The 22,537-nt window shown below is 59.8% G+C and carries 20 protein-coding genes and 3 pseudogenes; 10 read left to right on the top strand and 13 right to left on the bottom strand.

Going from position 1 to position 22,537, the window contains the following annotated elements:
• Positions 1–14: 14 nt before the first annotated feature.
• From ligD to ACM5SV_RS12685, 4 genes and pseudogenes are all read left to right on the top strand, one after another.
• Positions 15–2,663, top strand: a complete 2,649-nt coding sequence (gene ligD / locus ACM5SV_RS12700; RefSeq protein WP_017997552.1) for a DNA ligase D — start codon at positions 15–17, stop codon at positions 2,661–2,663.
• A 184-nt stretch (positions 2,664–2,847) separates the two neighbouring features.
• A pseudogene (locus tag ACM5SV_RS12695) lies at positions 2,848–3,261 on the top strand (hypothetical protein); the annotation flags it as partial.
• Positions 3,261–3,895, top strand: a pseudogene (locus tag ACM5SV_RS12690) (ATP-dependent DNA ligase); the annotation flags it as partial. The pseudogenes ACM5SV_RS12695 and ACM5SV_RS12690, both read left to right, overlap by 1 nt.
• Positions 3,896–3,969: 74 nt before the next feature.
• A complete protein-coding gene (locus ACM5SV_RS12685) occupies positions 3,970–4,281 on the top strand; it encodes a DUF6894 family protein (protein WP_003554763.1) in 312 nt (103 codons plus the stop codon).
• A 281-nt stretch (positions 4,282–4,562) separates the two neighbouring features.
• Here the strand turns inward: ACM5SV_RS12685 and ACM5SV_RS12680 are convergent, their stop codons facing one another.
• The 5 genes from ACM5SV_RS12680 to ACM5SV_RS12660 form a co-directional block, all read right to left on the bottom strand.
• Entirely contained in the window at positions 4,563–5,717 is a 1,155-nt protein-coding gene (locus ACM5SV_RS12680) for an MFS transporter (protein WP_128440371.1), read from the bottom strand.
• 106 nt (positions 5,718–5,823) lie between these two features.
• Positions 5,824–6,435, bottom strand: coding sequence for a response regulator (locus ACM5SV_RS12675; RefSeq protein ID WP_419425320.1), 612 nt, complete (start codon positions 6,433–6,435; stop codon positions 5,824–5,826).
• A 151-nt stretch (positions 6,436–6,586) separates the two neighbouring features.
• A complete protein-coding gene (locus ACM5SV_RS12670) occupies positions 6,587–7,759 on the bottom strand; it encodes a glycosyltransferase family 2 protein (protein WP_419425262.1) in 1,173 nt (390 codons plus the stop codon).
• A gap of 350 nt (positions 7,760–8,109) precedes the next feature.
• On the bottom strand, positions 8,110–10,794 hold the full coding sequence (locus tag ACM5SV_RS12665) for an EAL domain-containing protein (protein ID WP_245274083.1): 2,685 nt from the start codon (positions 10,792–10,794) through the stop codon (positions 8,110–8,112).
• Between the two features lie 80 nt (positions 10,795–10,874).
• Positions 10,875–11,906: a FecR domain-containing protein gene (locus ACM5SV_RS12660; RefSeq protein ID WP_128439395.1), complete on the bottom strand. Its 1,032-nt coding sequence runs from the start codon at positions 11,904–11,906 to the stop codon at positions 10,875–10,877.
• Between the two features lie 1,318 nt (positions 11,907–13,224).
• Between ACM5SV_RS12660 and ACM5SV_RS12655 the strand changes: the two genes are divergently transcribed.
• A complete protein-coding gene (locus ACM5SV_RS12655) occupies positions 13,225–13,470 on the top strand; it encodes a DUF982 domain-containing protein (protein WP_003554756.1) in 246 nt (81 codons plus the stop codon).
• 431 nt (positions 13,471–13,901) lie between these two features.
• Here the strand turns inward: ACM5SV_RS12655 and ACM5SV_RS12650 are convergent, their stop codons facing one another.
• Both ACM5SV_RS12650 and ACM5SV_RS12645 read right to left on the bottom strand, forming a co-directional pair.
• Complete coding sequence (locus ACM5SV_RS12650; RefSeq protein ID WP_003554754.1) at positions 13,902–14,147, bottom strand: DUF2188 domain-containing protein; 246 nt, start codon at positions 14,145–14,147, stop codon at positions 13,902–13,904.
• 807 nt (positions 14,148–14,954) lie between these two features.
• Positions 14,955–15,182, bottom strand: coding sequence for a hypothetical protein (locus ACM5SV_RS12645; protein WP_003554751.1), 228 nt, complete (start codon positions 15,180–15,182; stop codon positions 14,955–14,957).
• Positions 15,183–15,355: 173 nt separating this feature from the next.
• Between ACM5SV_RS12645 and ACM5SV_RS12640 the strand changes: the two genes are divergently transcribed.
• Entirely contained in the window at positions 15,356–15,529 is a 174-nt protein-coding gene (locus ACM5SV_RS12640) for a hypothetical protein (protein WP_245274082.1), read from the top strand.
• Positions 15,530–15,774: 245 nt separating this feature from the next.
• On the opposite strand, the gene ACM5SV_RS12635 is transcribed toward ACM5SV_RS12640, so the two are convergent.
• The 5 genes from ACM5SV_RS12635 to ACM5SV_RS12615 form a co-directional block, all read right to left on the bottom strand.
• Positions 15,775–15,948 (bottom strand): hypothetical protein, encoded by a 174-nt coding sequence (locus ACM5SV_RS12635; RefSeq protein WP_017997545.1) that lies wholly within the window; start codon positions 15,946–15,948, stop codon positions 15,775–15,777.
• A gap of 214 nt (positions 15,949–16,162) precedes the next feature.
• On the bottom strand, positions 16,163–17,161 hold the full coding sequence (locus ACM5SV_RS12630) for a DUF3618 domain-containing protein (RefSeq protein WP_012760348.1): 999 nt from the start codon (positions 17,159–17,161) through the stop codon (positions 16,163–16,165).
• Positions 17,161–17,577: a phage holin family protein gene (locus ACM5SV_RS12625; RefSeq protein WP_003554747.1), complete on the bottom strand. Its 417-nt coding sequence runs from the start codon at positions 17,575–17,577 to the stop codon at positions 17,161–17,163. The genes ACM5SV_RS12630 and ACM5SV_RS12625 overlap by 1 nt, the downstream gene beginning before the upstream one ends.
• Positions 17,570–18,139: a hypothetical protein gene (locus ACM5SV_RS12620; protein ID WP_003554744.1), complete on the bottom strand. Its 570-nt coding sequence runs from the start codon at positions 18,137–18,139 to the stop codon at positions 17,570–17,572. Before ACM5SV_RS12620 ends, ACM5SV_RS12625 begins: the two co-directional genes overlap by 8 nt.
• 98 nt (positions 18,140–18,237) lie before the next feature.
• A complete protein-coding gene (locus ACM5SV_RS12615; RefSeq protein ID WP_017997542.1) occupies positions 18,238–19,284 on the bottom strand; it encodes a DMT family transporter in 1,047 nt (348 codons plus the stop codon).
• Positions 19,285–19,375: 91 nt separating this feature from the next.
• Between ACM5SV_RS12615 and ACM5SV_RS12610 the strand changes: the two genes are divergently transcribed.
• The gene (locus tag ACM5SV_RS12610) at positions 19,376–19,990 is read left to right on the top strand and encodes a CGNR zinc finger domain-containing protein (RefSeq protein ID WP_017997541.1); all 615 of its coding nucleotides are present in this window, start codon (positions 19,376–19,378) and stop codon (positions 19,988–19,990) included.
• A gap of 205 nt (positions 19,991–20,195) precedes the next feature.
• Here ACM5SV_RS12610 and ACM5SV_RS12605 read toward each other — a convergent pair whose 3' ends face one another.
• On the bottom strand, positions 20,196–20,693 hold the full coding sequence (locus tag ACM5SV_RS12605; protein WP_003554738.1) for a DUF4142 domain-containing protein: 498 nt from the start codon (positions 20,691–20,693) through the stop codon (positions 20,196–20,198).
• Between the two features lie 159 nt (positions 20,694–20,852).
• On the opposite strand from ACM5SV_RS12605, the gene ACM5SV_RS12600 reads away from it, so the two are divergent.
• The 3 genes and pseudogenes from ACM5SV_RS12600 to ACM5SV_RS12590 all read left to right on the top strand — a co-directional run bounded on the left by ACM5SV_RS12600 (position 20,853) and on the right by ACM5SV_RS12590 (position 22,485).
• Entirely contained in the window at positions 20,853–21,221 is a 369-nt protein-coding gene (locus tag ACM5SV_RS12600; protein WP_003554736.1) for a hypothetical protein, read from the top strand.
• A gap of 288 nt (positions 21,222–21,509) precedes the next feature.
• Positions 21,510–21,761, top strand: a pseudogene (locus tag ACM5SV_RS12595) (DUF892 family protein); the annotation flags it as partial.
• A gap of 217 nt (positions 21,762–21,978) precedes the next feature.
• Positions 21,979–22,485 carry a ferritin-like domain-containing protein gene (locus ACM5SV_RS12590; RefSeq protein ID WP_003554734.1) on the top strand — a complete coding sequence of 169 codons (507 nt, stop codon included), beginning with the start codon at positions 21,979–21,981 and terminating at the stop codon, positions 22,483–22,485.
• Positions 22,486–22,537 lie beyond the last annotated feature (52 nt).

The following is a 22,537-nucleotide window of genomic DNA, read 5'->3' as shown; positions in this document are numbered from 1 at the left end:
CGGAGCCGGAGTTCATGAGCGACAATCTTTCGAAATACCGCGCCAAGCGCGATTTCAAGAAGACCGGCGAGCCGAGCGGCGAGGCCCAGGTGAAGCCGTCGAACCGCCGGCGGTTTGTGATCCAGAAGCACGACGCTACCCGGTTGCATTATGACCTTCGGCTCGAACTCGACGGCGTCTTTAAATCCTGGGCTGTGACCAAGGGCCCGTCGCTCGACCCGCACGACAAGCGGCTGGCCGTCGAAGTCGAAGACCATCCCTTGGACTACGGGGATTTCGAAGGCACGATCCCGAAAGGCCAGTATGGCGGCGGCACCGTGATGTTGTGGGACCGCGGCTACTGGGAGCTCGAGGGCAACAGGACGCCGGAAGAAGCGCTCGCTAGGGGCGATTTCAAGTTCAAGCTGGAGGGTAAGCGCCTCCATGGCGGTTTCGTTCTGGTGCGCATGCGCAACGACCGCGATGGCGGCAAACGGACCAACTGGCTGCTGATCAAGCATCATGACGATTTCTCGGTCGAGGAGAACGGCGCGGCCATCTTGGAGGAAAACGATACGTCCGTGGCGTCCGCGAGAACGATGGAGGCGATCGCAGCGGGAAAAGGCAGGAAGCCAACGCCATTCATGATGCAGAATGGCGACGTCGAGGCGGATGCGGTGTGGAACAGCAATCACGTTTTCGCGGCCGAGGAGCGCAAAGCGGGCGTGAAGACTGCAAAAAAGCCGTCGGCCGGCAAGCGTGCGAACTCCACCATGCCGGTTTTCGTCCCACCGCAGCTGTGCGAAACCCTGGCGCGCCCGCCATCTGCCGATGGCTGGATTCATGAGATCAAATTCGACGGCTATCGCATCCAGATGCGAGTTGAGGATGGCGAGGCAACCCTCAAAACCCGCAAGGGTCTGGACTGGACGGCCAAATATCCGGCCATCGCCGCCTCAGCGTCCGCTCTTCCCGACGCCATCATTGATGGAGAGATCTGCGCGCTCGACGAAACCGGCGCCCCGGATTTTGCTGCGCTCCAGGCGGCGCTCTCGGAAGGAAAGACCGATAATTTGGTCTACTTTGCATTCGACCTCCTCTTCGTGGGAGGCGAAGATTTGCGCGAGCTGCCGCTCACAGAACGCAAGGAACGCTTGGCGACGTTCTTGTCGGATGCCGGCGAAGATCCGCGTCTACACTTCGTCGAGCATTTCGAAACCGGTGGCGACGCGGTTCTCAGATCCGCCTGTCGTTTGTCGCTGGAGGGGATCGTCTCGAAACAGGCTGACGCACCTTATCAATCGGGCCGCACCGAGACATGGGCCAAGTCGAAATGCCGGGCAGGGCATGAAGTCGTTATCGGCGCCTATGCGAAAACCAATGGCAAGTTCCGATCACTGCTCGTCGGCGTCCATCGCGGCAACCATTTTGTCTATGTCGGCCGGGTCGGCACGGGTTATGGAGCGAAGGTCGTCGACACGCTCTTGCCCAAGCTGCAGGCGATGGAGACATCGGAGTCGCCGTTCACCGGTATCGGTGCGCCGAAGAAGAGCCCTGATATCGTTTGGCTAAAACCAGAACTCGTCGCCGAGATCGAGTTTGCCGGCTGGACGGCCGATGGCCAGGTGCGCCAAGCGGCGTTCAAGGGCTTGCGGGAAGATAAGCCTGCGGCAGAAGTCGAGGCCGAGAAGCCGGCCTCACCAGCCAAAACCGAGGTGCCCGATCCCGAGACTTCGAAACCGGCGCCTGCGCGTTTCCGCAAGGGCGCGAAGGTGGAGGTGATGGGCGTGATGATCTCCAGCCCCGACAAGCCGCTATGGCCGGATGCCGGTGACGGAGAGCCGGTGACTAAGGTCGATCTGGCGCACTACCACGAAGCCGTCGGTTCCTGGTTGATCGACCATATCAAGGGGCGGCCATGCTCAATCATTCGCACACCGGACGGCATTGGCGGAGAGCAGTTCTTCCAGCGCCATGCGATGCCGGGGACATCGAACCTGCTGGAACTGGTCACGGTGTTTGGCGACAAGAAGCCCTACCTACAGATCGACCGCGTCGAGGGTCTTGCGGCAATCGCCCAGATCGGCGGCGTCGAGCTGCATCCGTGGAACTGTGAGCCTAATCAGCCGGAAGTGCCCGGCCGTCTGGTGTTTGACCTCGATCCTGGACCTGATGTCGATTTCTCCACCGTCGTCGCAGCGGCTCGTGAAATCCGCGACCGGCTGGAGGAGCTCGGGCTCGTCAGCTTCTGCAAGACGACGGGCGGCAAAGGACTGCACGTGGTGACGCCGCTTGCCGTGCCGAAGAGCAAGAAACTCAGCTGGGACATCGCGAAGGGTTTCGCCCATGATGTTTGCGAACAGATGGCGCGCGACAATCCGAATCTTTACCTGATCAAAATGGCCAAGAATCAGCGTGAGGGGCGCATCTTTCTCGACTACCTGCGCAACGATCGCATGGCGACGGCTGTCGCACCTTTGTCTCCACGAGCGCGGCCCGGCGCCGCCGTGTCGATGCCGTTGACGTGGACGCAGGTAAAGTCTGATCTCGACCCCAAGCGGTTCACGGTTCGCACAGTTCCTGCGCTGCTTGCGAAAAGCGCGGCGTGGCAGGATTATTGCGATGGTCAGCGACCGCTTGAGCAGGCGATCAAGCGCCTCGGAAAATCAAAGCAGGCAGCGTGAGCGTTCGGGGGCCGCATGGCGATCGGACGGGAATTCGAATTCGTGGTGAGGCGCCATGGAAAAGGAACTGAACGATACCGCTCCTGCTGAACCACGTGTTGGCGCGACCACTGACCTGCCCCACGATCGCATCGCCGTGCAGCGCTTTCGCTAGTCTTTCCCGCGCGCTAGTTGGAGCGATAACTTGAAGGCCTGGTTCGTGCCCGGTCGCACCGCAGAAAGGCGCATCGGAGTTGGATTGGCCGAGATGGAAGCGGAGGCCGACACGTTTGCCGACGAGAAGGAAAGGGACGCATTCGCCTTTGATCCTATCGGAAGCCGCTATCTCGAAGCCGCGCCATCGGCCTTTCAAATCCGGACGCCATACTCGCGCGCCGTCGTGAACGAAATTCGTGAAATCCCGTTTGCGCGCTGGGACGCAGATCGCCGGTTATGGACTGTGCCCTACCGATCTTACGACAAACTCCGCCGACGGTGGCAGGCAATCGAGGCGGCAGCCGAACGCAATGAACCCGAGGTTAGGAAAGCGCGCCGCGAGGCAATGAAGGGCACGGAGGAAGAGGAGGCATCGAAGGCGAGACTGAGCGAGCGTCGGCGAGCCTTGCTGAAACCAAGCCGCCGAAGGGCGACGACTGGGTTTATGAGATCATATTGGATGGCTCGCCTGTCGGTTCATATCGAGCCGACGGGCATTCGCATCCTGACGCGCGGCGGCCATGACTGGACGCATCGTTTCCCGGCGAAACAGGCGGCCATGTGGCTTCCGGCTGGCACTGCAATCCTCGATGGCGAGGGGCTGTTCTCGACGAGGAGGGCCGGTCGTGTTTCAGCCTGCTGCAACAGTCGCTCAGCGGCGGGGGCGCAAGAAGAGCTCGAGCGACGCCATCTTCATGGCCTTCGAACTATTTCGATGCCCATGATCTCAGGAGGTCGGAGCTGGACGCGCCGGCATTAGTCGAGGTTCTTGTGCCGGCCAGCGAGCAGGCGATATCAGCCTTTCCGAGGAGATCGAGGCCGACGGCGATCAGCTGCTGGCAAGCGCCTGCGCGCATGGGCTGGAGGCATCATCGCCAAGCGTAGGAGTGAGCCCTATCGATCCGGCGGCTCGGCGATTGGGTGAAGATCAAATGCGTCCAGGATGAGAGCTTTGTGATCGTCGGCTACGGGCGATCAACCGCCGCGCGCGTGCCGAGATTGGTCGGCTTCTGCTGGCCGCGCGCAAGGCTGTCTAAATATAGCTGCTGCCTAGCAAACCTTTTGTCAATTTTGACGTTGTCGGACGAGAATAAGGTCGACGGAGCAACCTATGACAACATTCTTTTTTTCGATAAAAGATGGCGACGGCGAATTCCACGTCGACAATGGGCTCGAGTTCATCGATTTGGCCGCGGCGCTTGGTTATGCCCACCATGTACTTTCGGAAATGGCGGTGGACGGTATTCCAAACTCGCCCGAGGAAGAAAAGTCAGTCGCGATCGAGGGCCCGGACCGGCAGCCCATGGCGGTGATGTCCATTCGGGTTACACTGGACTTCATCCAGCCATCGGCGCCCGAGGAATGTCGTCTGGCCGCAGCCGACATTGATCGCGGAGAGCGAACACCCAGCTTTGACGGATGACGGAAAGCTGCCGTGTCCTCCTATAAGGAGCCGCGGGCGGCTGATGAGGTGGCGGTTTATAAAAATAGATTAGGTTTAGGACTAGCGGACGTTGCCAGAATGACGCGATGTAGTGCGGAGCATTATCGACATTCTCAACCTTGAGCGCGCCAACGGGCCACTGAACCACCACAGGGTTCAGCAGACTTGGGAAGAGGCACTCATCCAGGCATTTCCATAGGCCACGGCAAGACGGATGGAGCACGGCCAGTGCCGTTACGACAGGCGCGGCGACGATATCATCAACTGCCGCTACCTGGCGGACGACACGCCACGTAGACCACTAGTGCTATGGAAAGCGCCATCGCCGTCGCTCCAAAGACAAGGCGATAAATCGCCGCCGCATCCAGAGGAAGTCCCGCGATGATGCCAAAAACGGACGACGACGCCGAAACTCCGAGAAAAACAAGTGTGTTGAGCGCTCCGAGCCCGATGCCTCTCATTTGATACGGCAGCAATGCCTGCGCCTCGGTCATCGCCACGGGATGAACATTGCCCATCGCGTAAAGCAAGGCCAATCCCGCGGATGCGGCGTAAATGCTGATATCTGGCGAGACCGCGAGAAGAAGGCCACTCAAAAGGCCCACGACGTAGGTTGCGGTCACGATCGTAGGCCCGCGCCATCGCAGAAGCGCGAATGGCAGCGCAAATGAAGTCGCTATGCCGACGACACTGACGGCCGTCAGAACAGCGCCGGTATCGGTGCCGTGGCCGAAGATGTCGGTGAGGTATGGTCCCGCCCAAGCGTTACGAAACGTGCCGCCCAGCGAAAGTGTGAAACAGATCGGTATCAGATAGGCGAGACGAGGCAACCTCCACGGTGCGCCCCCGGTCGTGTGTTGGCTGCTTCTCGCCGGCGGGGCGTGGCGCAACGAAGTCGCGACAGCAAGGGCGCATGCCAACATCATCGCGGACGCGGTCGAGCACGCGACGCGCCAGCCCCATTCGGCCGTAAAGAAGTATAGCGGGGATGCTGAAACCAGCGCGCCGATGGAGCCTACCGAACTCACGGTGGCCGCAATTCGCCCAGCCCGGTCCGGCGAGTGGAGGCGACCGAGATAATAAAGGGCGCCCATGAAGATCGGCGCGCAACCTATGCCGATCGCGATCTGGCCGATGAACGCCGACCAGAAGCTGGATGATGAAGCGAGGAGCGCCGACCCCGCGGCGCCAACGACCATCATCAATGCCATGGGCCAGCGCACCCCCCAGCGGTCGAACGCGATACCCACGGGGATCTGTAGCAATGCGAATGACCCGAAAAACGCGGACGCGAGCCATCCGAATTCAGCGGGCGACAGCGCGAGGTCGTCCGCAACCAGCGGCCCCACCACGCCAAAATAGCTTCGGAAGTACATGCTCGCGAAGAAGGCGGCGCTTAGGGCTGATAGGGACATCCACATCCTTCTGCTGGTTCAACCGGAATAACTCTGCCGGTCGCGGCGGCCAACGCCGCTGCGCTTTACTTGCGACAAGCGAAGCAGGCCAATCTTCAGCGCTCCGCTAGGAGCCCTGGCGCCATCTGATTGCTGCTTCCGTCCGATTGCTGGCGCCAAGCTTGGACAGTATTTCGGTCATGTGATGCTTGATCGTTTTCTCCTGCAGGTTCAGCTGGCGCCCGATATGCTTGTTGGAAAGTCCTTCGGCGACCAATTCTATCACCTCGGTTTCGCGGGCAGTCAGTGAAGCCGGTCTGTCGAAGAGACTTTTTTCAACCTTGGCCCGCATGGTCGGCGAGATGTATCTGGAGCCTCCAGCGACTGTCCGAATGGCCTCTGCAAGTCCGCGTGATCCGATACCCTTGACGACGTATCCCGCCGCCCCTCGTCGTAGCGCTGCAACAAGCGGGTCGACTTCCTCCGAGGCGGTCAGCATCAGGACTTTTGTCTGTGAGCTTCGCACCACGATCTCGGAAATCGCTTCGATCCCTCCTCCGGGCATGGACACATCGAGCAGAACGACGTCAGGCCTTTGGGCCGCCACCAGCATGGTCGCGTCATCGGCACTTGCCCCTTCATCGACAACGACGAAATCCTCGATTTCGGACAGACTGCGGCTCACCCCTTCTCGAAAAAGAGGGTGGTCGTCCACAATCGCTATTGTGATGGCTGTCAAGCTGCACTCTCCATTTCCTCGGTGAAGAAAAACATCCGCCACCTGTCGATTGGCTATCCAACAGACATGGCAAGCAATCAGAAAACGTCCAGAGAGACACTGGAGTGGCGAACGAAGGCTTTTAGTTAGGCCTGTCTGATTTCGCCTCCGGCTACGAAGACCGGGTTTGTGATTTTGCCACCTGGCCGAGCCGGTCCGCCACGGGCTCAAGGGCTGAACTCAGCTCGGCATCCACCTCCGTCAGCTGCATCGGGTGACGTCGAGATTGCGCGGTCTCGTCCGGGCGTTCGACAGACGAAGGGACGATTTGCTGGTCGAATTTCGACCGGTTCACTCGCGGTGGATCTCGACCGTTCGCCGTTGCGGTCACGAGGCGAAGACAATGTTGTCTCAGGCGCAGGCACTTCTCGAGTGCAAGCCGAACCACGAAAGATGGTTCGCTTTTTAAGATCGACCAGATCGTCGCAAGTGAGAGATACGTGTTCCTGGCTTGGCGGAACTCCCAAAATGCGTATTTCTGGGTGGCGTTGATTGCGCTCCGCGTTGCGTATTGGGGGAGTTGAGGGTTTGCCGCCAGCGAACGCCTGATAACTTCCAGTGCGCCTCGGCCCATTGGCAGGTGATTGGACGACATGTTGCCGGGATACTGCCGGTATCCAACCAGCCGTTCGGGGATGACTTCGATTTGATAGCGCGCGGCCAGCTTGAGTTCGAAGTCGAGATCTTCGCAGCCGCCAATTCCTGCAGCTGCATATGAGCTGTCAAATCCGCCAATCTCGAGCGCGACATCCCGACGGACAAGAAGCGCGCTTCCGTTGCCGACATATTTGAAAGTCAGATGCCGGGCGAAGATATATCCTCTGGCGACATCGGGCCGGCAGGAGCGAAGGATCTCGTCGTCACTATTGATGATGTAATGCAGCACATAAACCGCAGCCCACTGTGGGGTTAAGCGATTGAGCGCATTCACCTGCTTTTCGATTTTCGTGTGATGCCAGAGATCGTCCGCGTCAAGAAATGCCACAAACCGACCTGCTGCTTCCCGGATGCCGGTGTTCCTTGCTGCGGCAACGCCGCGGTTTGGCGTGGACAGCAGGCGGATCCGCGAATCTGCCAGCGCCACTTGCTCGACCACCCTTGCCGTATCATCGGTAGAGCCGTCATTGACGACGATGATCTCCAGGTTCCGGTAGGTTTGGCGCCCGGCGGATCGAAGTGTGCGTTCGATATAACGGGAAGCATTGAAGGCCGGGATGACCACCGAAACCAGCGGCCCGTTGAAATGACGAGCGTCCCTCCGATCCGTGTCTGAAGAGAAAAGCATTTCAGATCCTCATTCGGCCGAACAATGATGCTATTCGTTTCAGACGGAGTTCGTTTGGATTTTCGCCTTGTTCCGACATATCCTCGGAGCGTCACGCAAATCTCACCCGCCATGGTATGGAAGCCCGCAGTTGCGTTGCACTCTAATTTCGTTGCTGGTGTCTCATAATGGACTTTAGTCCGATGTAGCCCATCAGCCATAATCATTGCGTGTACATCCTCCGACTTAGATATGATTGGAAGGCGACGCAATTCGAATGAGCTGGGAGTACGGAAATCGGGCACATCACCCTGGCGATGCATGAATCTTCCGTCGAACGCGCGTCGCTCCGGCGCGAATCCCGCGCGCCGTCAGACGTTGGCGGAGAGACGCATTTGGACGTTCCAATTGGAAAGCATTTGAAGTGCCTCGTCCGGCCTCCCGAAGAGATAGCCCTGTCCCGTCTCGCATCCGAGCCGATGTAGCGCCTCGGCCTCCAGCTCGGTTTCGACGCCCTCGGCGACAACTACCAAGTTCAAGCCGTGCGCCAAGGAGACGATCGCCCGCACTATTTCGAATATGCTTGGATTGCCGTTCATTCGCCGGACAAAGGACTGATCGATCTTGAGCTTGTCGAGAGGAAGATCGGCAAGATAGTTCATCGATGAATAGCCGGTCCCGAAGTCGTCCAGGGCAATGACGACCTCTCGATCGCGAAGTGCGCGCATCTTGGCGATTGAGGCGCCGCCTTTGTCGAGGAATGCGGATTCCGTCAATTCCAGGCACAAGCGGGAGGCGGGAAGCCCGCTGCAGGATAATGCGTCCCGCACGTCGGCCTCGACGTCGGACCCCTCGAACTGAAGTGCCGAAACGTTGACTGCGACGCTGAGCTCGGCAGGCCAAGCGGCGGCCTCGGTGCAGGCCTCAAACAGAGTCCAGCGGCCGATATCGCAGATCAAGCCAGAGGATTCAGCGATCGGGATGAACTCGGCCGGAGATATCAACCCGAACTCCGGATGGTTCCATCTGATCAAAGCCTCCGCGCCGACGAGGCGCCTGCTTCTGAATTCGATCTGCGGCTGGAACTGCAGGAAGAACTGCCGGTTCTGGAGAGCATCGCGCATGTCCCGCTCCAGCCGGCGCGACCGCGCTTGGCGAACGGCGGTAGAAGGATCGAAGGACGACCATCGTTGCCCAGGGCTGGCCTTGACGGCATCCAGCGCAGATTCAGCGGCGGCCAGACGAGCGCCGGGCGCCGCGTCGCCCGAGCGGGCTACTCCGAGGCGAACCGAGACCGGGACTACCGCGCCGCGGAGCAATATGGGCTCTTCGAACAGCCGCGAAAGACTATCTGCAAAATCCTCGATCCGACGTTCATCGTTTGTGAGGGTGGCGATGCCGAAATGGTCACCGTCCAGTCTTGCCAGCAAATCGTCGGCGAACGCGCTCGCCAGCCTGGCCGCCACAGCTTTCAAAAGCTCGTCCCCGGCGTCGCGGCCAAGAGTGGCGCAAAGCGACGAGAAACGTTTGATATCCAGCACCGAAACGAGGACCTCGCCTTCAATGGCGGCCAGTCGGGACGCGAATTCCCGACGATTGAGCAATCCGGTGAGGTCGTCCCGTTCGGATAGCTTCTTCAACCGGTGCTCATATTCGCGTCGCGCGGTGACGTCTCGCATGATCAGGCAACCGGCGAACCGCGAGCGCGCCGCCGTCGTCTGTTCGGTAGGCGAAATTGTGATGGACACCTCGTAGTGAGCGGCATGCGAACCACCGCTGCCGGTGAAATCGGCAAGAGCCGTGTGTATCCTGTTTGGTTCAGCATCGTGTTCTGAAACCAGCCTTTGCAGAATGTCGATCATGGCGGTGTCGGTGCCATCGAGAAGCAAGGTACCGACATCGACCCGCAGCAAGGCTTTTGCGGATTCGCTCGCCTCGACGATCCTCAGATCGCCGTCGAATGCAACGACGCCGTCCGAACTGTCGGCAATAATCCTTCTCATGAGGCGTCTGGTGTTTCGAGCTTCCCTGTTGGCCACGGCAACAAGCATTTGACCGAGGTCGACGCGTTCGTTCAGAGCCAGTATCCACGCGAGCAGGAGCATCGACCACGGCACCGCTGTCCCCACAAGAAGGCCGTACTGCCGTTGCAGCAGGAATGCGCCGATTTCGCCGACGATGACCGTGGTCAGTCCGGCCGCCGCCATCGTCATAATTCGGGTCGAGCGCCCGCAGATCACAAGGACAATAAGCAAGACCGCAAACAGGAGTTCCAGCGGCGCCTGATCGAATATTCTCAGGAAGCGGTTCTGGAGGAGCGTTTCCGCGGCAAGCACGTGGATGAGCGGGCCGGCGATCGCTCCATATACGGGAACAGGGAAAATGTCTTTCAGCTCGGTCGCAGATGCTCCCACGACAACCGAGCGGTCTCTCATCGCCTCGGCCGGTACGCTTCCATTCAGCACCTCGGACAAGGAGATTGTCGGGACGGTCTCGGGCCTTATCGAGTAGTCGATCAGCAGGGAACCGGAACTGCTGTCGATCCTGCCAATAGCCGATGCAGCGGACTGAGTGCGGTTCCCGTCAAGCTGGCTTCCCAGATCGAAACGGCGGACGACCCCATCCGCATCCATCGCGACATTGGCGAATACGGGCCAGGCATTCTCAAGAAATTGTGGGATCGGCCTCGTCACCGCCGTCTGAGACGATGACGCCGTCTCCTGCTGCCGGAACACCGGCAAAAGCACACCTCCTCCGGCTCTCTTTAGCGCCGCCGCCAGACGGTCGTCCTCGTGCTTGCTGGAGAACGCACTGAAATCGACGTCGAGGAAGATGTCCCTGGCGCCTGACCCAATCAGCTTATCGACTAGGGTCGCATAAATGCTCCGCGGCCACGGCCAGGTCCCAACGGCGTCGAGAGAATGTTTGTCAATTGCAACGAAGATGACGTTGCCGGAAGCTTGGCGAGGAGCCCATTCGAAGCGCTTCGCAAAAAGGCTGTTGTTGAAGGCTTGAAAGATGCCGACGTTGGCAGCGGTGAGCGGCAGCGCCAGCATCGCGGCGATCAGCAGAATACGAGCCGAGATGGTGCTGACGCTACCCGAGACATAGTCTCCGCCCGCTGTGGTGCTTCGACTCACTTGTCCTTGCCTTTGCCGTTTCCGCCGGAATTACCGTTACCATTGCCCCCGCTATTGTTGTTGCCCTTGCCGCTGTTCCCGTTGCCATTGCCACCGGAATTGCCGTTGCCCCCGCTATTGTTGTTGCCCTTGCCGCTATTTCCGTTGCCATTGCCGCCGGAATTGCTGTTGCCGTTGCCCCCGCTGTTATTATCGCTCTTGCCACTGTTTCCGTTCCCGTTTCCACCGGAATTGCCGTTACCATTGCCGCCGCTGTTGCCATTGCTCCCGCTGTTGCCGTTTCCGTTACTGCTGCTGTCAGTGCCCTTGCCGTTCGCACTATTGCCATCGCTGCTGGCACTGGAATTCTTATCCTTGCCAGCAGTCGGAGACTTGTTCTTAGCCTCGGACGCCTCGACTGCACCCGCGATATTCGTGGTGCCGACGGCAGGGACCTTGGCGGCCGACGGTGCAACAGATATGATCTCGGGCTTGGATAGCTGGCCCCTTACCGTCATGCCAGCCTTGCTATCGACCGCTGCGCTCTGGCGCGGCCCTACATTGGATTGCTGGCCGCTTGCGAAGGACGTGACCTGGACTAGGCCGCGATCGACGGAGACGGATGCCTTCGTACGATCTACCGTCACGTGGAAGATCGTTCCTTTCACGACGGCCGCCAGATAGGGCGTCTGCACCGTCGTATGGGGCTGGCTTCGCTTTTCGATCTCAAGGTCCAGCGAACCGACCTGCTGGACGATCTCGGTCTTCCTGGAAAGAAATCCGTTGGTGGTGATGGAGGCCAGCGTATTTGGTTGGAAAGTGATGCTCTCCACGCCTCTGGCAAGCTGCATCCGTCCGCGCGGACCTGTCGAAACCCATGCCCGGTTAGGGACCACGTCTCCTGGGCTCAGGTCCAGCCAGTTCGTTCGGTCGACGGAATATTTCGCTTGATTCGTGGCTTTGACGACCCGCCAGTCGTCGGCGGCCGCGAACGCGGCTGTCGTCAACAATATCAGTGCGGCTATCAGAATTCGATTTATTGCAGGCATGAATGCTTCCCCGACGTTTCGGGTAGTGAAGCACTACCTAATTAAGAATGATTTTAAGACCGAATGCGGATTTTCGTATGAAGCGATTGGTACGAACGCGTACGAGCCAGGGGATTTGAAAATTGGCTACGACAACGGACGCGCTCATGCTGCCGGCACTTGGACGCACCACGTCGCGCGCTCCAATTGCTCGGGCATCTCACTCGCGGGATCCGCACTCTCGCGCCCCATTCGATCTGCTCCCCGAGCGGAGTTGCCACGCGGTCCACTCGATGTCATGCGCGGCCGATGACGCGACCCCTTCCATGCACGCTCACTAGCCCCGGACTACCTGGGGGCTTTTTTGACAGCCCAGCAAGTTCCGCTCGAGCGTAAGCGGTTCTCTCCACCTGCAACCTAACTTGCGATTTACCGGGCCACGCCGATGGGTGATTGTGGAGTCACTCAACCAACCGTGCGGGTGCCACGGGGGCAACCTCACGCCGCTCGCTGCCGACGATGGGCGAGCCTGCGATGCTCATCCTGGGCGCTGCCAAAATAAACTCCTGTTCTTATTGGCGTCACCCCTCCGCCATACGCCCAGTCCTTGGCATCATCAGACCAAGCGAGTGGTCATCGCACCCGAGCACCTTCCGGCGAAATCGTAGACACCGTCCGATATCAAACTCGATCGGGGGGGCCGGTCTAGGCAAAACATTTTCCATCGATGTGCGAGCTGCACACCACTAAGCGTTCTCCATATGCTGCGATCGGAAACCCTACAACGTTCGACAACTTTGAGACGTCATCAGGGAGGTTCTGACTGGACTTGGCAACATTGCTAGAACCTCCCTGACGTCCTTTCAGCAAGGATCAGGAGAATTTAATGCGGATCGTGCCGAGGGAAAGCCGGACTTAAGTCCGGCTGGCGACGTCAGGACACGCTGCTCATATGTCATGTGAGGCAACGCGAAGGTCCGTGGAGGGGCCGAACAGAAGGGGAAAATGAAGCTCGGCCCCTTCCGCGTCCACGATCGCCACGATCGAAGCAGCGCTTGCAGCAGGGACCGGATGCTGAGCCGTTCTCCCACTCAGTAGGCGGATCCTGAGCTAGGACCAAGGTCGGACCGGCGGTGAGAAATGGTGCCCGAGATGCAGTATGCGGTAAAACTCCCACTGCTCGTCCCTGGAAAGGCGATCACAGTTTGGGGCGGCGCCTTCGAATAACACCGGTTACCGCGCAAAATGCCCAGTTGAACCCATCAGACCAAGGTCCTAGCTCTGGAACGCCGTTCGCGCCGGGGCATTTACCTGTCAGAGTCATGAGCAGGAGGTATCGATGCCGACGGAAATCTGGCAAACGCCTATCGAGATCGCGGTCGGGGGCGGGGATCACTTCAAGAGCGTCAAAAACAGCCGCGAGGCCCTCGCGACCCTCATGACCTGTTGGCCCGAAAAGGGCGGCAAATCTTTCGCCATTGCGAAACGTGCCTGCATGAAGTCGCTCAGCGGAGAAGCGGAGCATGCCGCGGCAGCACGTGCCTTTCTGGAAGCGGCGATCGAAGTGGGTATTCTTCGCTCTTAGAGACCGCACAACACTTGCGCTCGTGGGCCACCCGCTCGATTTGAATTTGGATCGCCTCGCGAGAGCGCTGAACTGGAGAAGCTTCGTCTTTCGATGCGCGTCACCGCGAGGCGCACCAAATGGTCGAAGCGCGCACACTCTTCGAGCGCATCCGTTCAATTCGACCCCGGTTTGGAAGGCGCGAGACCTGCTCCGAGATCGAGCAGTGCGTCATCCAAGAGAGGAGGCTAGGCTTCCGAGACCCGCTCGCTGAAGTCGGATGAGCCTAATACCCTAGCGGATAGAATCTTTGGCCATCCCATTGGAAAGCCTCTCGACGGAGCTGTCGGGCCTCCGAGCCTTCGGCGACGACTTGCAGGTTCAAGCCGCGCGCCAGGACATAATCGCCCGCACAATCGCGGTCACTGCGAAGCTTCGCCGATCACCGTTCCCTATTCGTCGTCGACGACTTCCGTATCCGGACGGTCGCCGCCATCGGCATGTTCCGTCTGCCACCGACCATCGGCGAGTTGATAGGAGATTTCGGCATCGCGGCCTTCAATATGCTGACGCTGGGCCGCAGATTTGGCGGCGGCGAGCGCGCTATCGTGATCCGGATAGGTCTCCGACCAGACGTCCCCCAAACGGTAGCCGTAGCCGCCGTCATGCTCGCCGACGTGGTAAGTGATAGTGGCCATGCAGTTGTCCTCCTTGGCGTCGATATCAAGTTAGAGCGGAGCGCCAATATTCCAATCGCGGGGTCTCGCGCAATGGGCGGCAACCACCAGTCCGCAGGCTTATGAAGAGAAGTTTGACGACGGCAGGGCGCGGGGTCTGGTCAATCATCACCTGTCTGACGTCGGTACCACTGCGCATAAGCGTCGCGCTCGCCAGGCGCTTCCGCTCCGCTTAAGGCAGGTTCGGATCCGCCTTCCTCCAAAGGCGGCCCCTCACGACGATGTAGCGCGTCCGGCGTCTCCAAGAACGGCTTCTCCTTCGTCAGATACCATCCTCCAGCCTCGACGGGTCAACTATCCCGAGCCTAGACAAGTACGGCCGCTCGTGGGTCCACGCGCCTGGGGTATTCGGCGACCGGCTGACGGTCGTAGACAACAGATGCTCCGCCGTCGATCATATACAGGTTCAGCATCGACGTCGTACCGCGGGAGCGGCGGGCCTGGAGATGCGAAAACAGGTTCCGAGCGTGCGCTAAAGCCGGGCGAACCCATCGCGGGCATGATCGGGAGGCGGCCGGCTCGACGGGAACGACACGACGGACTGTCTTCTGGAAGAGCAGGTCGTCCGTCCTCGCCGATGGTTAGCCGAGCGTGGACTTCAGCCGTCGTCGAATTCTCGCAAGTTCCAACGGTTATGGCAGCAAGATTCTCCATCGACTGGACTCCGAACGGGTTGGTCGTCGTGTTCGATATACGAAAGCCCAATTGTCGGTATGAATATGCAAAAAGGGTGATAGCCGTCGGCCTTTGTAAAGCCAGATGAACGGTTCACTCGGCGGCTTGACGGATAGGGTACTCTCCTGGGAACTCCGCGGGAGCGATGATCTCGAATTCCGTCGGCATGGCGTGCTGATCTGTTCCCAGCAGCGCCAACGTCCAGTAGTCCGGATCCTTGCCGAAGACCGTAGAGACCTGAACGACCGTCGTTCGTCCATCGAAGTACTTCGAGGATTTCGCCCAGTAAAACGCACCCGGTACCAAACTTGCTGCAACCATCACGCCTACTCCACTGACTCGTGGACAATAACAGAAATCCGGGAAATGAGAATGCCTCGGAACGTTCACGTCGTCATCTGGTGGATAAGGATCACCCGTCAACCCGGCCGGCTTCCAATTTCGCATCTTCGCCTGTCGACCCTCCGGCTCAGAGACGGTACGGCTACGAAGGCGTGACCGCTGTGGATCGGGAGCTTGCAGCCATCCTTCCCACCGATGTCGCCGGCTTCAGCCGCCTCAGGGCGCTGGACGAGGAGGGCACGGTCCGTGCACTCAATTTGTGCCACGGTCGGATTGCCGAGTTGGTGCGCGAGCACGGTGGCCGTATCTTCGGGCAGCACGAGTGACGGCCTTGTCGCGGAGTTCCGAGCGCTGTCCAGGCGGTCCGGTGCGCGATTGGAGTCCAGCGCGGCGTTGTCAGCCTCTCGCAAGACCTCCCGATCGATCGGCGCTTGAAATCTCGCATCGGCGTTAATCTTGGTGACGTGGTTGTGGCGACCATTCGCTAGGCGATGGCGTCAACATCGCGGTGCGCCTGGCCGCCTCGTCAGGTATCTGCATATACGGATCGGCACGCGAACATCTCGACGACTTACGCGTGGTCGAAGGGACGGTTCGCCGGGGAAGGGATCGGCTGCGTATCTGCGTGCGACTGGTCGATGCCGAGATACGGACCCAGCTTTGGCCCGAGCGCTATGATGGCGCGACTGAGGACATCTTCGACTTCCAGGACAGGATCGCGGCGCATCTCGCGGGCGCAATCCATTTCGACTCCGCCTACGACAGCCATCCGGCCATTGCGTGGCGGGCTAGGTCGTGAAGAGCCAGATCATGAAGTCGGTGAGGGGGATTTTCGTCGCAGACATGCCACGTTCCTTCCTTCGAGATTAGAGGCCGCTTGCCACCAAATGGCATGGCGTCGGCACACATGCGCCGACGAGTTGTGACTGCAGCGGATTCGTGCCCTCGCTGATCCACTGTTAATTCGCTTGACCGCCCTGCGGACCTGGCTTCAGTGCATCGACCTTGGTTACGACACGCTCCTTAACGGCATCGTGGGCATCTGAGGCGATCGAAGCGGCCTCTTCGTAGACCTCCGTCGCCACCTCTTTGCCTTGGTCGACAACGTCGAGGGCTTGAGCGCTGAGCTTGTCTGTGGTCGCGTCGGAAGCCTCGCCGAACACCTCGTCTTCAGTGTCGGTGTGCGGCAACGCTGCGCCGATAGCGGCTCCGACGGCGAAAGCCAGAGCGCCCCCAACCAGCGGCTGATCGCGGAACTGCGTGAGGATTATCTCGTTGAGCTTGCTGGTTTGCTCTTGGAGACTTGTCGCCGCTGAAGACGATTGGGTAGACAGCGAGCTCGCGGCCGCGGACGCACGCGCACTCATCCCGCTTGCGGCGCTTTTTGCCTGCTCCCATCTCTCCGCCGCCCAGCCAGTCGCCGCGTCGAACATCGCACCCGTCTCGTCGGTGATCTGATCGACGTGTCTGCCGGTGGCATCCGCGAACCCGCGATAAGTCTTACCTGCTTCATCGACGAAGTGACCCGCACGGTGTCCGCTTTCATCGGTCAGTGCCTTAAGCCTCTTGCCAGAGCTGTCTGCGAAGTGACTGTAGCGGGATCCGTTCTGGGTCTCGGGTGGGCCAAGACGACGGACCGTGCCGCTCGCCGGATATAGCGGATACTCAGGTTCGGGCTGATGGCTGGCAGCCGGGCTTGCGGGGGTCCCCTTGGCCATGAGCCACGCAAGGCTCACACCCATCAATGCGACGGGCAGTGGATTTGCCTTCAGCGCTTGGCCGAGGTTGCTAACATACTCTCCCCCGCCGCTGCCCTTTGCGTAGGCAAGGACCTCATCGACTAACTGGCCTGGCGACATCCGTTCTTGAATGGCGTCGATGCGATCTCCAATGCGCTGGCGATCCCGATCGATCTCTCGCTGAAGATCGGCGGATGTTTTTTCGGTTGAAGTTTCCATCAGATCTTTTCCTTCACAACGTCGACGTCGCGGCGAAGCGAGGTCGCGGTTCGATCCAGTTTCATGTTGCTTCGACGAAGTGCGGTGAGGCCTCGAGAGACCATCGCCCACGCGATGAGGGCGATGAACACGCCGACGATAAGGGAGGCGAGCGCACCGGCGCTTGTTTCGGTCAAACCCTGAGTGACCAGGAAGGCCGCAACCCCGGCAACCAGGGCGCTCAGCAGGACGCCCACGGCCCCCACCGCCAGGACAAGGCCGAACATGACCACTTCTACGCCGTTGAGCGCTTGCGAGAACTTTTCGGACACCTCGGTCTTCGCGAGATCGATTTCCTTGCGCAACAGTCCCGTGACATCGGCGACGAGACCGCCAATCAGTTCTGAAAGGGGAGCAGTCTCGGGAGATTTAGCCATTGGTGTAGCCTCCCGTCGTAGATGATCCCGTGGGCGTCGCCGGGGATGTCCGCCTCTTTGCTTGTGATGGCGCTCGCTTGGCGGAAGCCGTCAAAAATCTGCTTGCGCTCAATCCCGCAAGTGCTGCAATGCCAAGAAACGCTAGCGGCTGCTTGCGGCCGAATTCCTCAGCCATGGCCGCGATTTCGCCGATGTCTTTGCCCTGCATCTGGGTCGCGAAGCCTTGGAAGCTTCGTCCGATCTGCTTGGCATAGCGTCCGACCTCCGGTTGATCGGATGCTTCAAGTTCAGCGCCAACTTTCTCAAGCGCCTTTGCCACGCCGCCAACCTGGCGGGCGGCGAAGGTCGTTTGATCGGAAACCACCTCTTTGACCTTCTCGACCGCGGTATCGGCGCCTTCTTTTATGGTGTTCTTGGCGGCGGTCACGTCATCAGCCAACTTTTCCTTCAATCCCGCGAGTGACGCGGAAGGTTGCGGTGACGACATTGCATCTTTAGATTGTAGTGATGTCTCGGATGACGGCCGTGGCCTGCCATCCATTTCTGTGAATTCGTTTGACACTGAAGCCTCCCATGACTGAACCAGCGGCGATTGCCGCACCCACGAACCTTGAGTGGACGGCTTTGTTCCCGACTCCGCCCGGAGCAATTTTTCCAGCCTCACCGTAGTCGCCCACGGCATTGCTGATTTTGTTTGGTGAACGCGCGGAGTTGGCATTTGGGGACGTTGTCGGTATCTTCGCGGGGCCGTTTCCGATCGGGTTCACTTTCGAGAACGGTTGCGTCGGTCGCCGGCACTCCTGACATGGCAAGATAGGCGCCACTCAGCATCACGACGATGCCAATCACATCCATTGCGGTGATCTGCTCGGCGAAGACTGCGGCGCCAAGGGCGACGGCGATCACCGGTGACACGAAGGCGTAGCTGCCTGCGCGAGATGCGCCGATATCCCGCAAAAGGCGCATGAAGGTCGTGTAGCCGATCAGCGAGCCGAAGATCACAAGGAAGAACCAGCCGAGCCAGGCCACCGTGCCCCAGTCGCCGGAGAGGGCGGAAACTGCCCCCGGTTCGAAAGCCAGCGCTGCAATCAGCAGCATGACGCCTCCGACCAAGGTCGTCACACCTGAAACGAACAAGGCCGGATAGGTTCGCAGAAGTGGACGGGCCAGCACCGAGCCGTAGCCATAGGTGAAGGCCGCTGATGCAACCGCCAATCCTCCCCATAGGCTCGCGCCTGGGAAGGCTTCGGCAGCCGGTGGACTTACATGGGCGGAGGCCGGCCAGAACAGGACGACCAGTCCACAGACCCCCAGAACGATCGCCAGGATGCGACGGCCATCCAACTTCTCTTCGTTGAGGACGAGAGCAAACACCAGGAGCGCGATGGGGGTAAGCGCCATTTCCAGAACGGCGGCAGTCCCGGAATCGATATATTGCATGCCCCAGAACAGAGGGCCGTAGCAGAGCGTGATCATCAGGATGCTGACGACGGCGAAGCGAAAGCCGTCTTGCACCTTGAAGCTAGCAGCCTCGCCTTTGGCCAGCGTATAGAGAAGAAGCAAAATGCCGGCCGCGGTGAAACGGGTGCCGGCGAACAGGAGCGGCGGAACGGCCTCGATGCCCGCCTTCGTTCCGATCCAGGTGCTCCCCCAGATTATGCACAGCATGAGAAAACGCAGGTGATTTTTGTTGACGTCGGCGAGCATGAGGGGCTCCGATCATTGTAACGAGTAAAATTAATTTATCTCGTTACAACCCGCTCTTGTTCAAATCGTTCCGCGGAACGATATTCACGTCATGGACACGCAAAAGACGATCGATGACATCAGCCTTCTTGGCGGTCATCCGGCACTCGACTTCGTCAACACGGTCGATAGTCGCGGTGGACGTTGGGGGCCGGATTTCCTGAATAGCTACGACGACCTCGTGGCGTGGGCCCATCGTCTCGATGTGATCGACGACAAGGAACGCGACGCCTTGCTGGTCACGGCTAACAGATCCGGGTCGGACGCCGAAAAAGAACTCGGCCAAGCAAAGGCCCTGCGTGAGGCCCTATGCCGACTGTTCCTGTCCGAGTTTGATGAAAGCCAAATTAGTTCGAATGATCTCAAGCTTGTCGCCGACATGGCCAGACGTGGCCTGTCGCAACAAACATTGGGCCAGGTTGGAGGCACCATAGAATGGCGTCGCTCGGACGCCAAGGACTTGGATGCGATCAGCAATCGTATCGCCCTGTTGGCTGCCGGGTTGCTGACGTCGCGAGACGAACGCCGTCCTGTGCGCGCGTGCCAAGGTCGAAATTGCGGCTGGCTTTTCCTGGACCAGTCTCGCGGCGGTCACAGGCGATGGTGCTCGGATAAAACCTGCGGATCAAATGCAAGAGTGCGAAAGTTCCGGCTGAGGTCTACTTAACGAGGATAGCACAACGCACGCCGCGCACATGGGCGTGTCCAAAGGAAGCCCGCGTCGTTGCTAACCACGCGCTATGTCGCAGCGTTCCCGGCCCCTCCAAAGCGGGCCGGGCGTGGCTTCAGCCTTCGCAATGGTCGCGGCAGTGGCGTTGTTCTGACAATGGCAGGACGGGACTGAACAACCGGCGGCCAGATCGCTCCCGCCGTCATTTCGAGGTGAGGCCGCGGATCCGCGTCAAATGCATTCGAAGGTCCGGCAGGATCTTTGCAGCCGTCCGCTTGAGTTGCCCGTCCGGCCCCTGCTTTGAATAGCTGTCGAAGAGGCTCACGGCTTCTTCGTGGGCGGTCACTTGAGTGGAAAGATAGGCCTGATCGAGATTGGCGGCGTCGCTTTGCCGGAGGGCATCCAGTTTCGCAGTGTACTCTGCGTTGAGATCGGCGGGCAGTTCGATGCCGTCGTGTTTCGCGGCATCATTCAGAACAGGCCCGGCCTTGCCGTGATCCCTGATCATGTCATGCGCGAACTGTTTGGCGTCATCAGCCTTTCCGCTCGCGATCTCGATCTTCGCGGCCTCGATCTCGAACATGTTGGACATGGCGGCCTTCGCCGCGAAGTCGGTTGCGTGCTGCTTGGCAGCGTCGTCTGCTGCCGTGGCGGAAAATCCAGTCAAGTAGACCAGAAGAGAGGCGAGAACGATTCTCATCGATGACTCCATTACAGGAATTGCCGTCTCAACCTCAGCGCACGGCAAATGTTCCGGAGATGTTTGCCGAGCCGCGATCAGCGCTGCCCTTCGGCGAAAAGTTTTGGAACTTCCGCATCGGGCCGCGGTTTGGTGCGGTTCACCCTAGGGAGTTTTATGATGACGAATTCGAACCACCAGTCGCAGCGCCAGCCCGAGCAGGTGACCGAGAGCGCGACAGACGCGAGACAGGGGCGATACGGCAAGCCTGTGCTTACGGTACTCGTCAGTGGTCTCGTGCTGGCGATGGCTGCCTGGGGGGCGGCCGAGATCTGGGGAGAAAGCATCGACACCGACACGAAATCCACGGCATCGACGGCCCCCGATCCAATCAACGCCCAGCCTCACGGCGCCGGAACGTTCGACAACAACCCGGCTGGCGGCGGTAGCCGGCCGCCCGAAGCTACCGATCGCGATCCTACGCCTCAAGGCAACGGCGGTGGTCCGACCATGGTGACGACACCCAGTGGCACTGAGAAGATTCGCTAGTGCAAAGGCCCTTTGACGCATGCCGGCGGAGTAGAGCTATCCTCCGGTGACCCGACCCGACTAGGAAGAAATGCGATGGCACGAATGATGACGAACCGCGAGCGCACGACTGAGCGCAGCTTTGTAGCCACATCCTGTCTGGCGCGAGGACGAGCGGGTGGGTCGACCTGGTAGGCGCTCCGATCGAGACCGACACGAAGGATACCGGCACGAAGGCTAAAGACGCGCCGATGATAGACAGCCCGCGCATGCTCAAAAGGTGGGGCCGGTGTCGATATGAGGTGCGGCTCGATGGGCCATACAATAGCCGTCGGCGAAATCCTGAAGACCTCTTTCGCGAACTTCGCTGCGAGAATTTCGAAGTGGCGGCTTACAAGTCGCTGTTGACTGTCGCCGAAGCCGGCGGCCACGGCGCAGCAACTGGCGCCCTTGAGGCGAACCTTGCTGAAGAGAAGGCGACGGCACGGTGGCTTGATGAAAATATTGTCTCCGTGACAACCAAGTTCCTTTCGTCGCGAAGCTGGCGAGAAAGCCAAGGTCTGTGGGAACAACGATCTTCCCGCGTGGTTAACTATCAGCGGATCGGCCCGGCGTCTCTTGGAGTCGGACTGTCTAGCAGTATCGCTGATCGGCCTCTCTTCCTTGGCCGGAAAGAGACGGCGCTCCGGCAACGGAGCGCCGATGCATCTCGGAGAGGAACGATCATAACCACGCGGCGTTTACCCCCGCGCAAGCCCATGCCACAGGAGGTTTAAACATGGCGACCAACACCACCAAAACCCTTGATGACCTTTTCCTTGATACACTCAAGGACATCTATTTCGCGGAAAAGCAGATCCTGAAGGCGCTGCCGAAAATGGCCCGCGCCGCCCAGTCCGAGGAAGGCAAGGCAGGTTTCCTGCAGCACCGCGACGAAACTCAGGCGCAGATCGAACGCCTGGATCAGGTATTCGAGCTTCTCGGCAAGCCGGCACGTGGCAAGACCTGTGAAGCAATCCAGGGCATCATCGCCGAGGGTGAAGAGATCATGGAAGAGTTCAAGGGGTCGCCGGCTCTTGATGCCGGTCTCATCTCTTCGGCTCAGGCCGTCGAACACTACGAGATCGCCCGTTATGGCACCCTCATCGCTTGGGCAAACCAGCTCGGCCTCAAGGATGCCGTTCCGCTGCTTCAGGCAAACCTTGCCGAGGAAGTAGCGACCGACAAGAAGTTGACCCAGCTCGCACAGGCCTCTGCAAACGCCAAGGGCAAGAGGGCGGCCTAGGCAGCTCGACGATGATGCAAAAAGGCCGTCATCGCTGGCGGCCTTTTCCTAT

The organism is Rhizobium sp. CRRU65 (assembly GCF_048551595.1).
Lineage (GTDB): Bacteria > Pseudomonadota > Alphaproteobacteria > Rhizobiales > Rhizobiaceae > Rhizobium > Rhizobium leguminosarum_J.
Note: the sequence above shows the minus strand (reverse complement) of the source record. Positions and strands in the feature narration are given on the sequence as shown.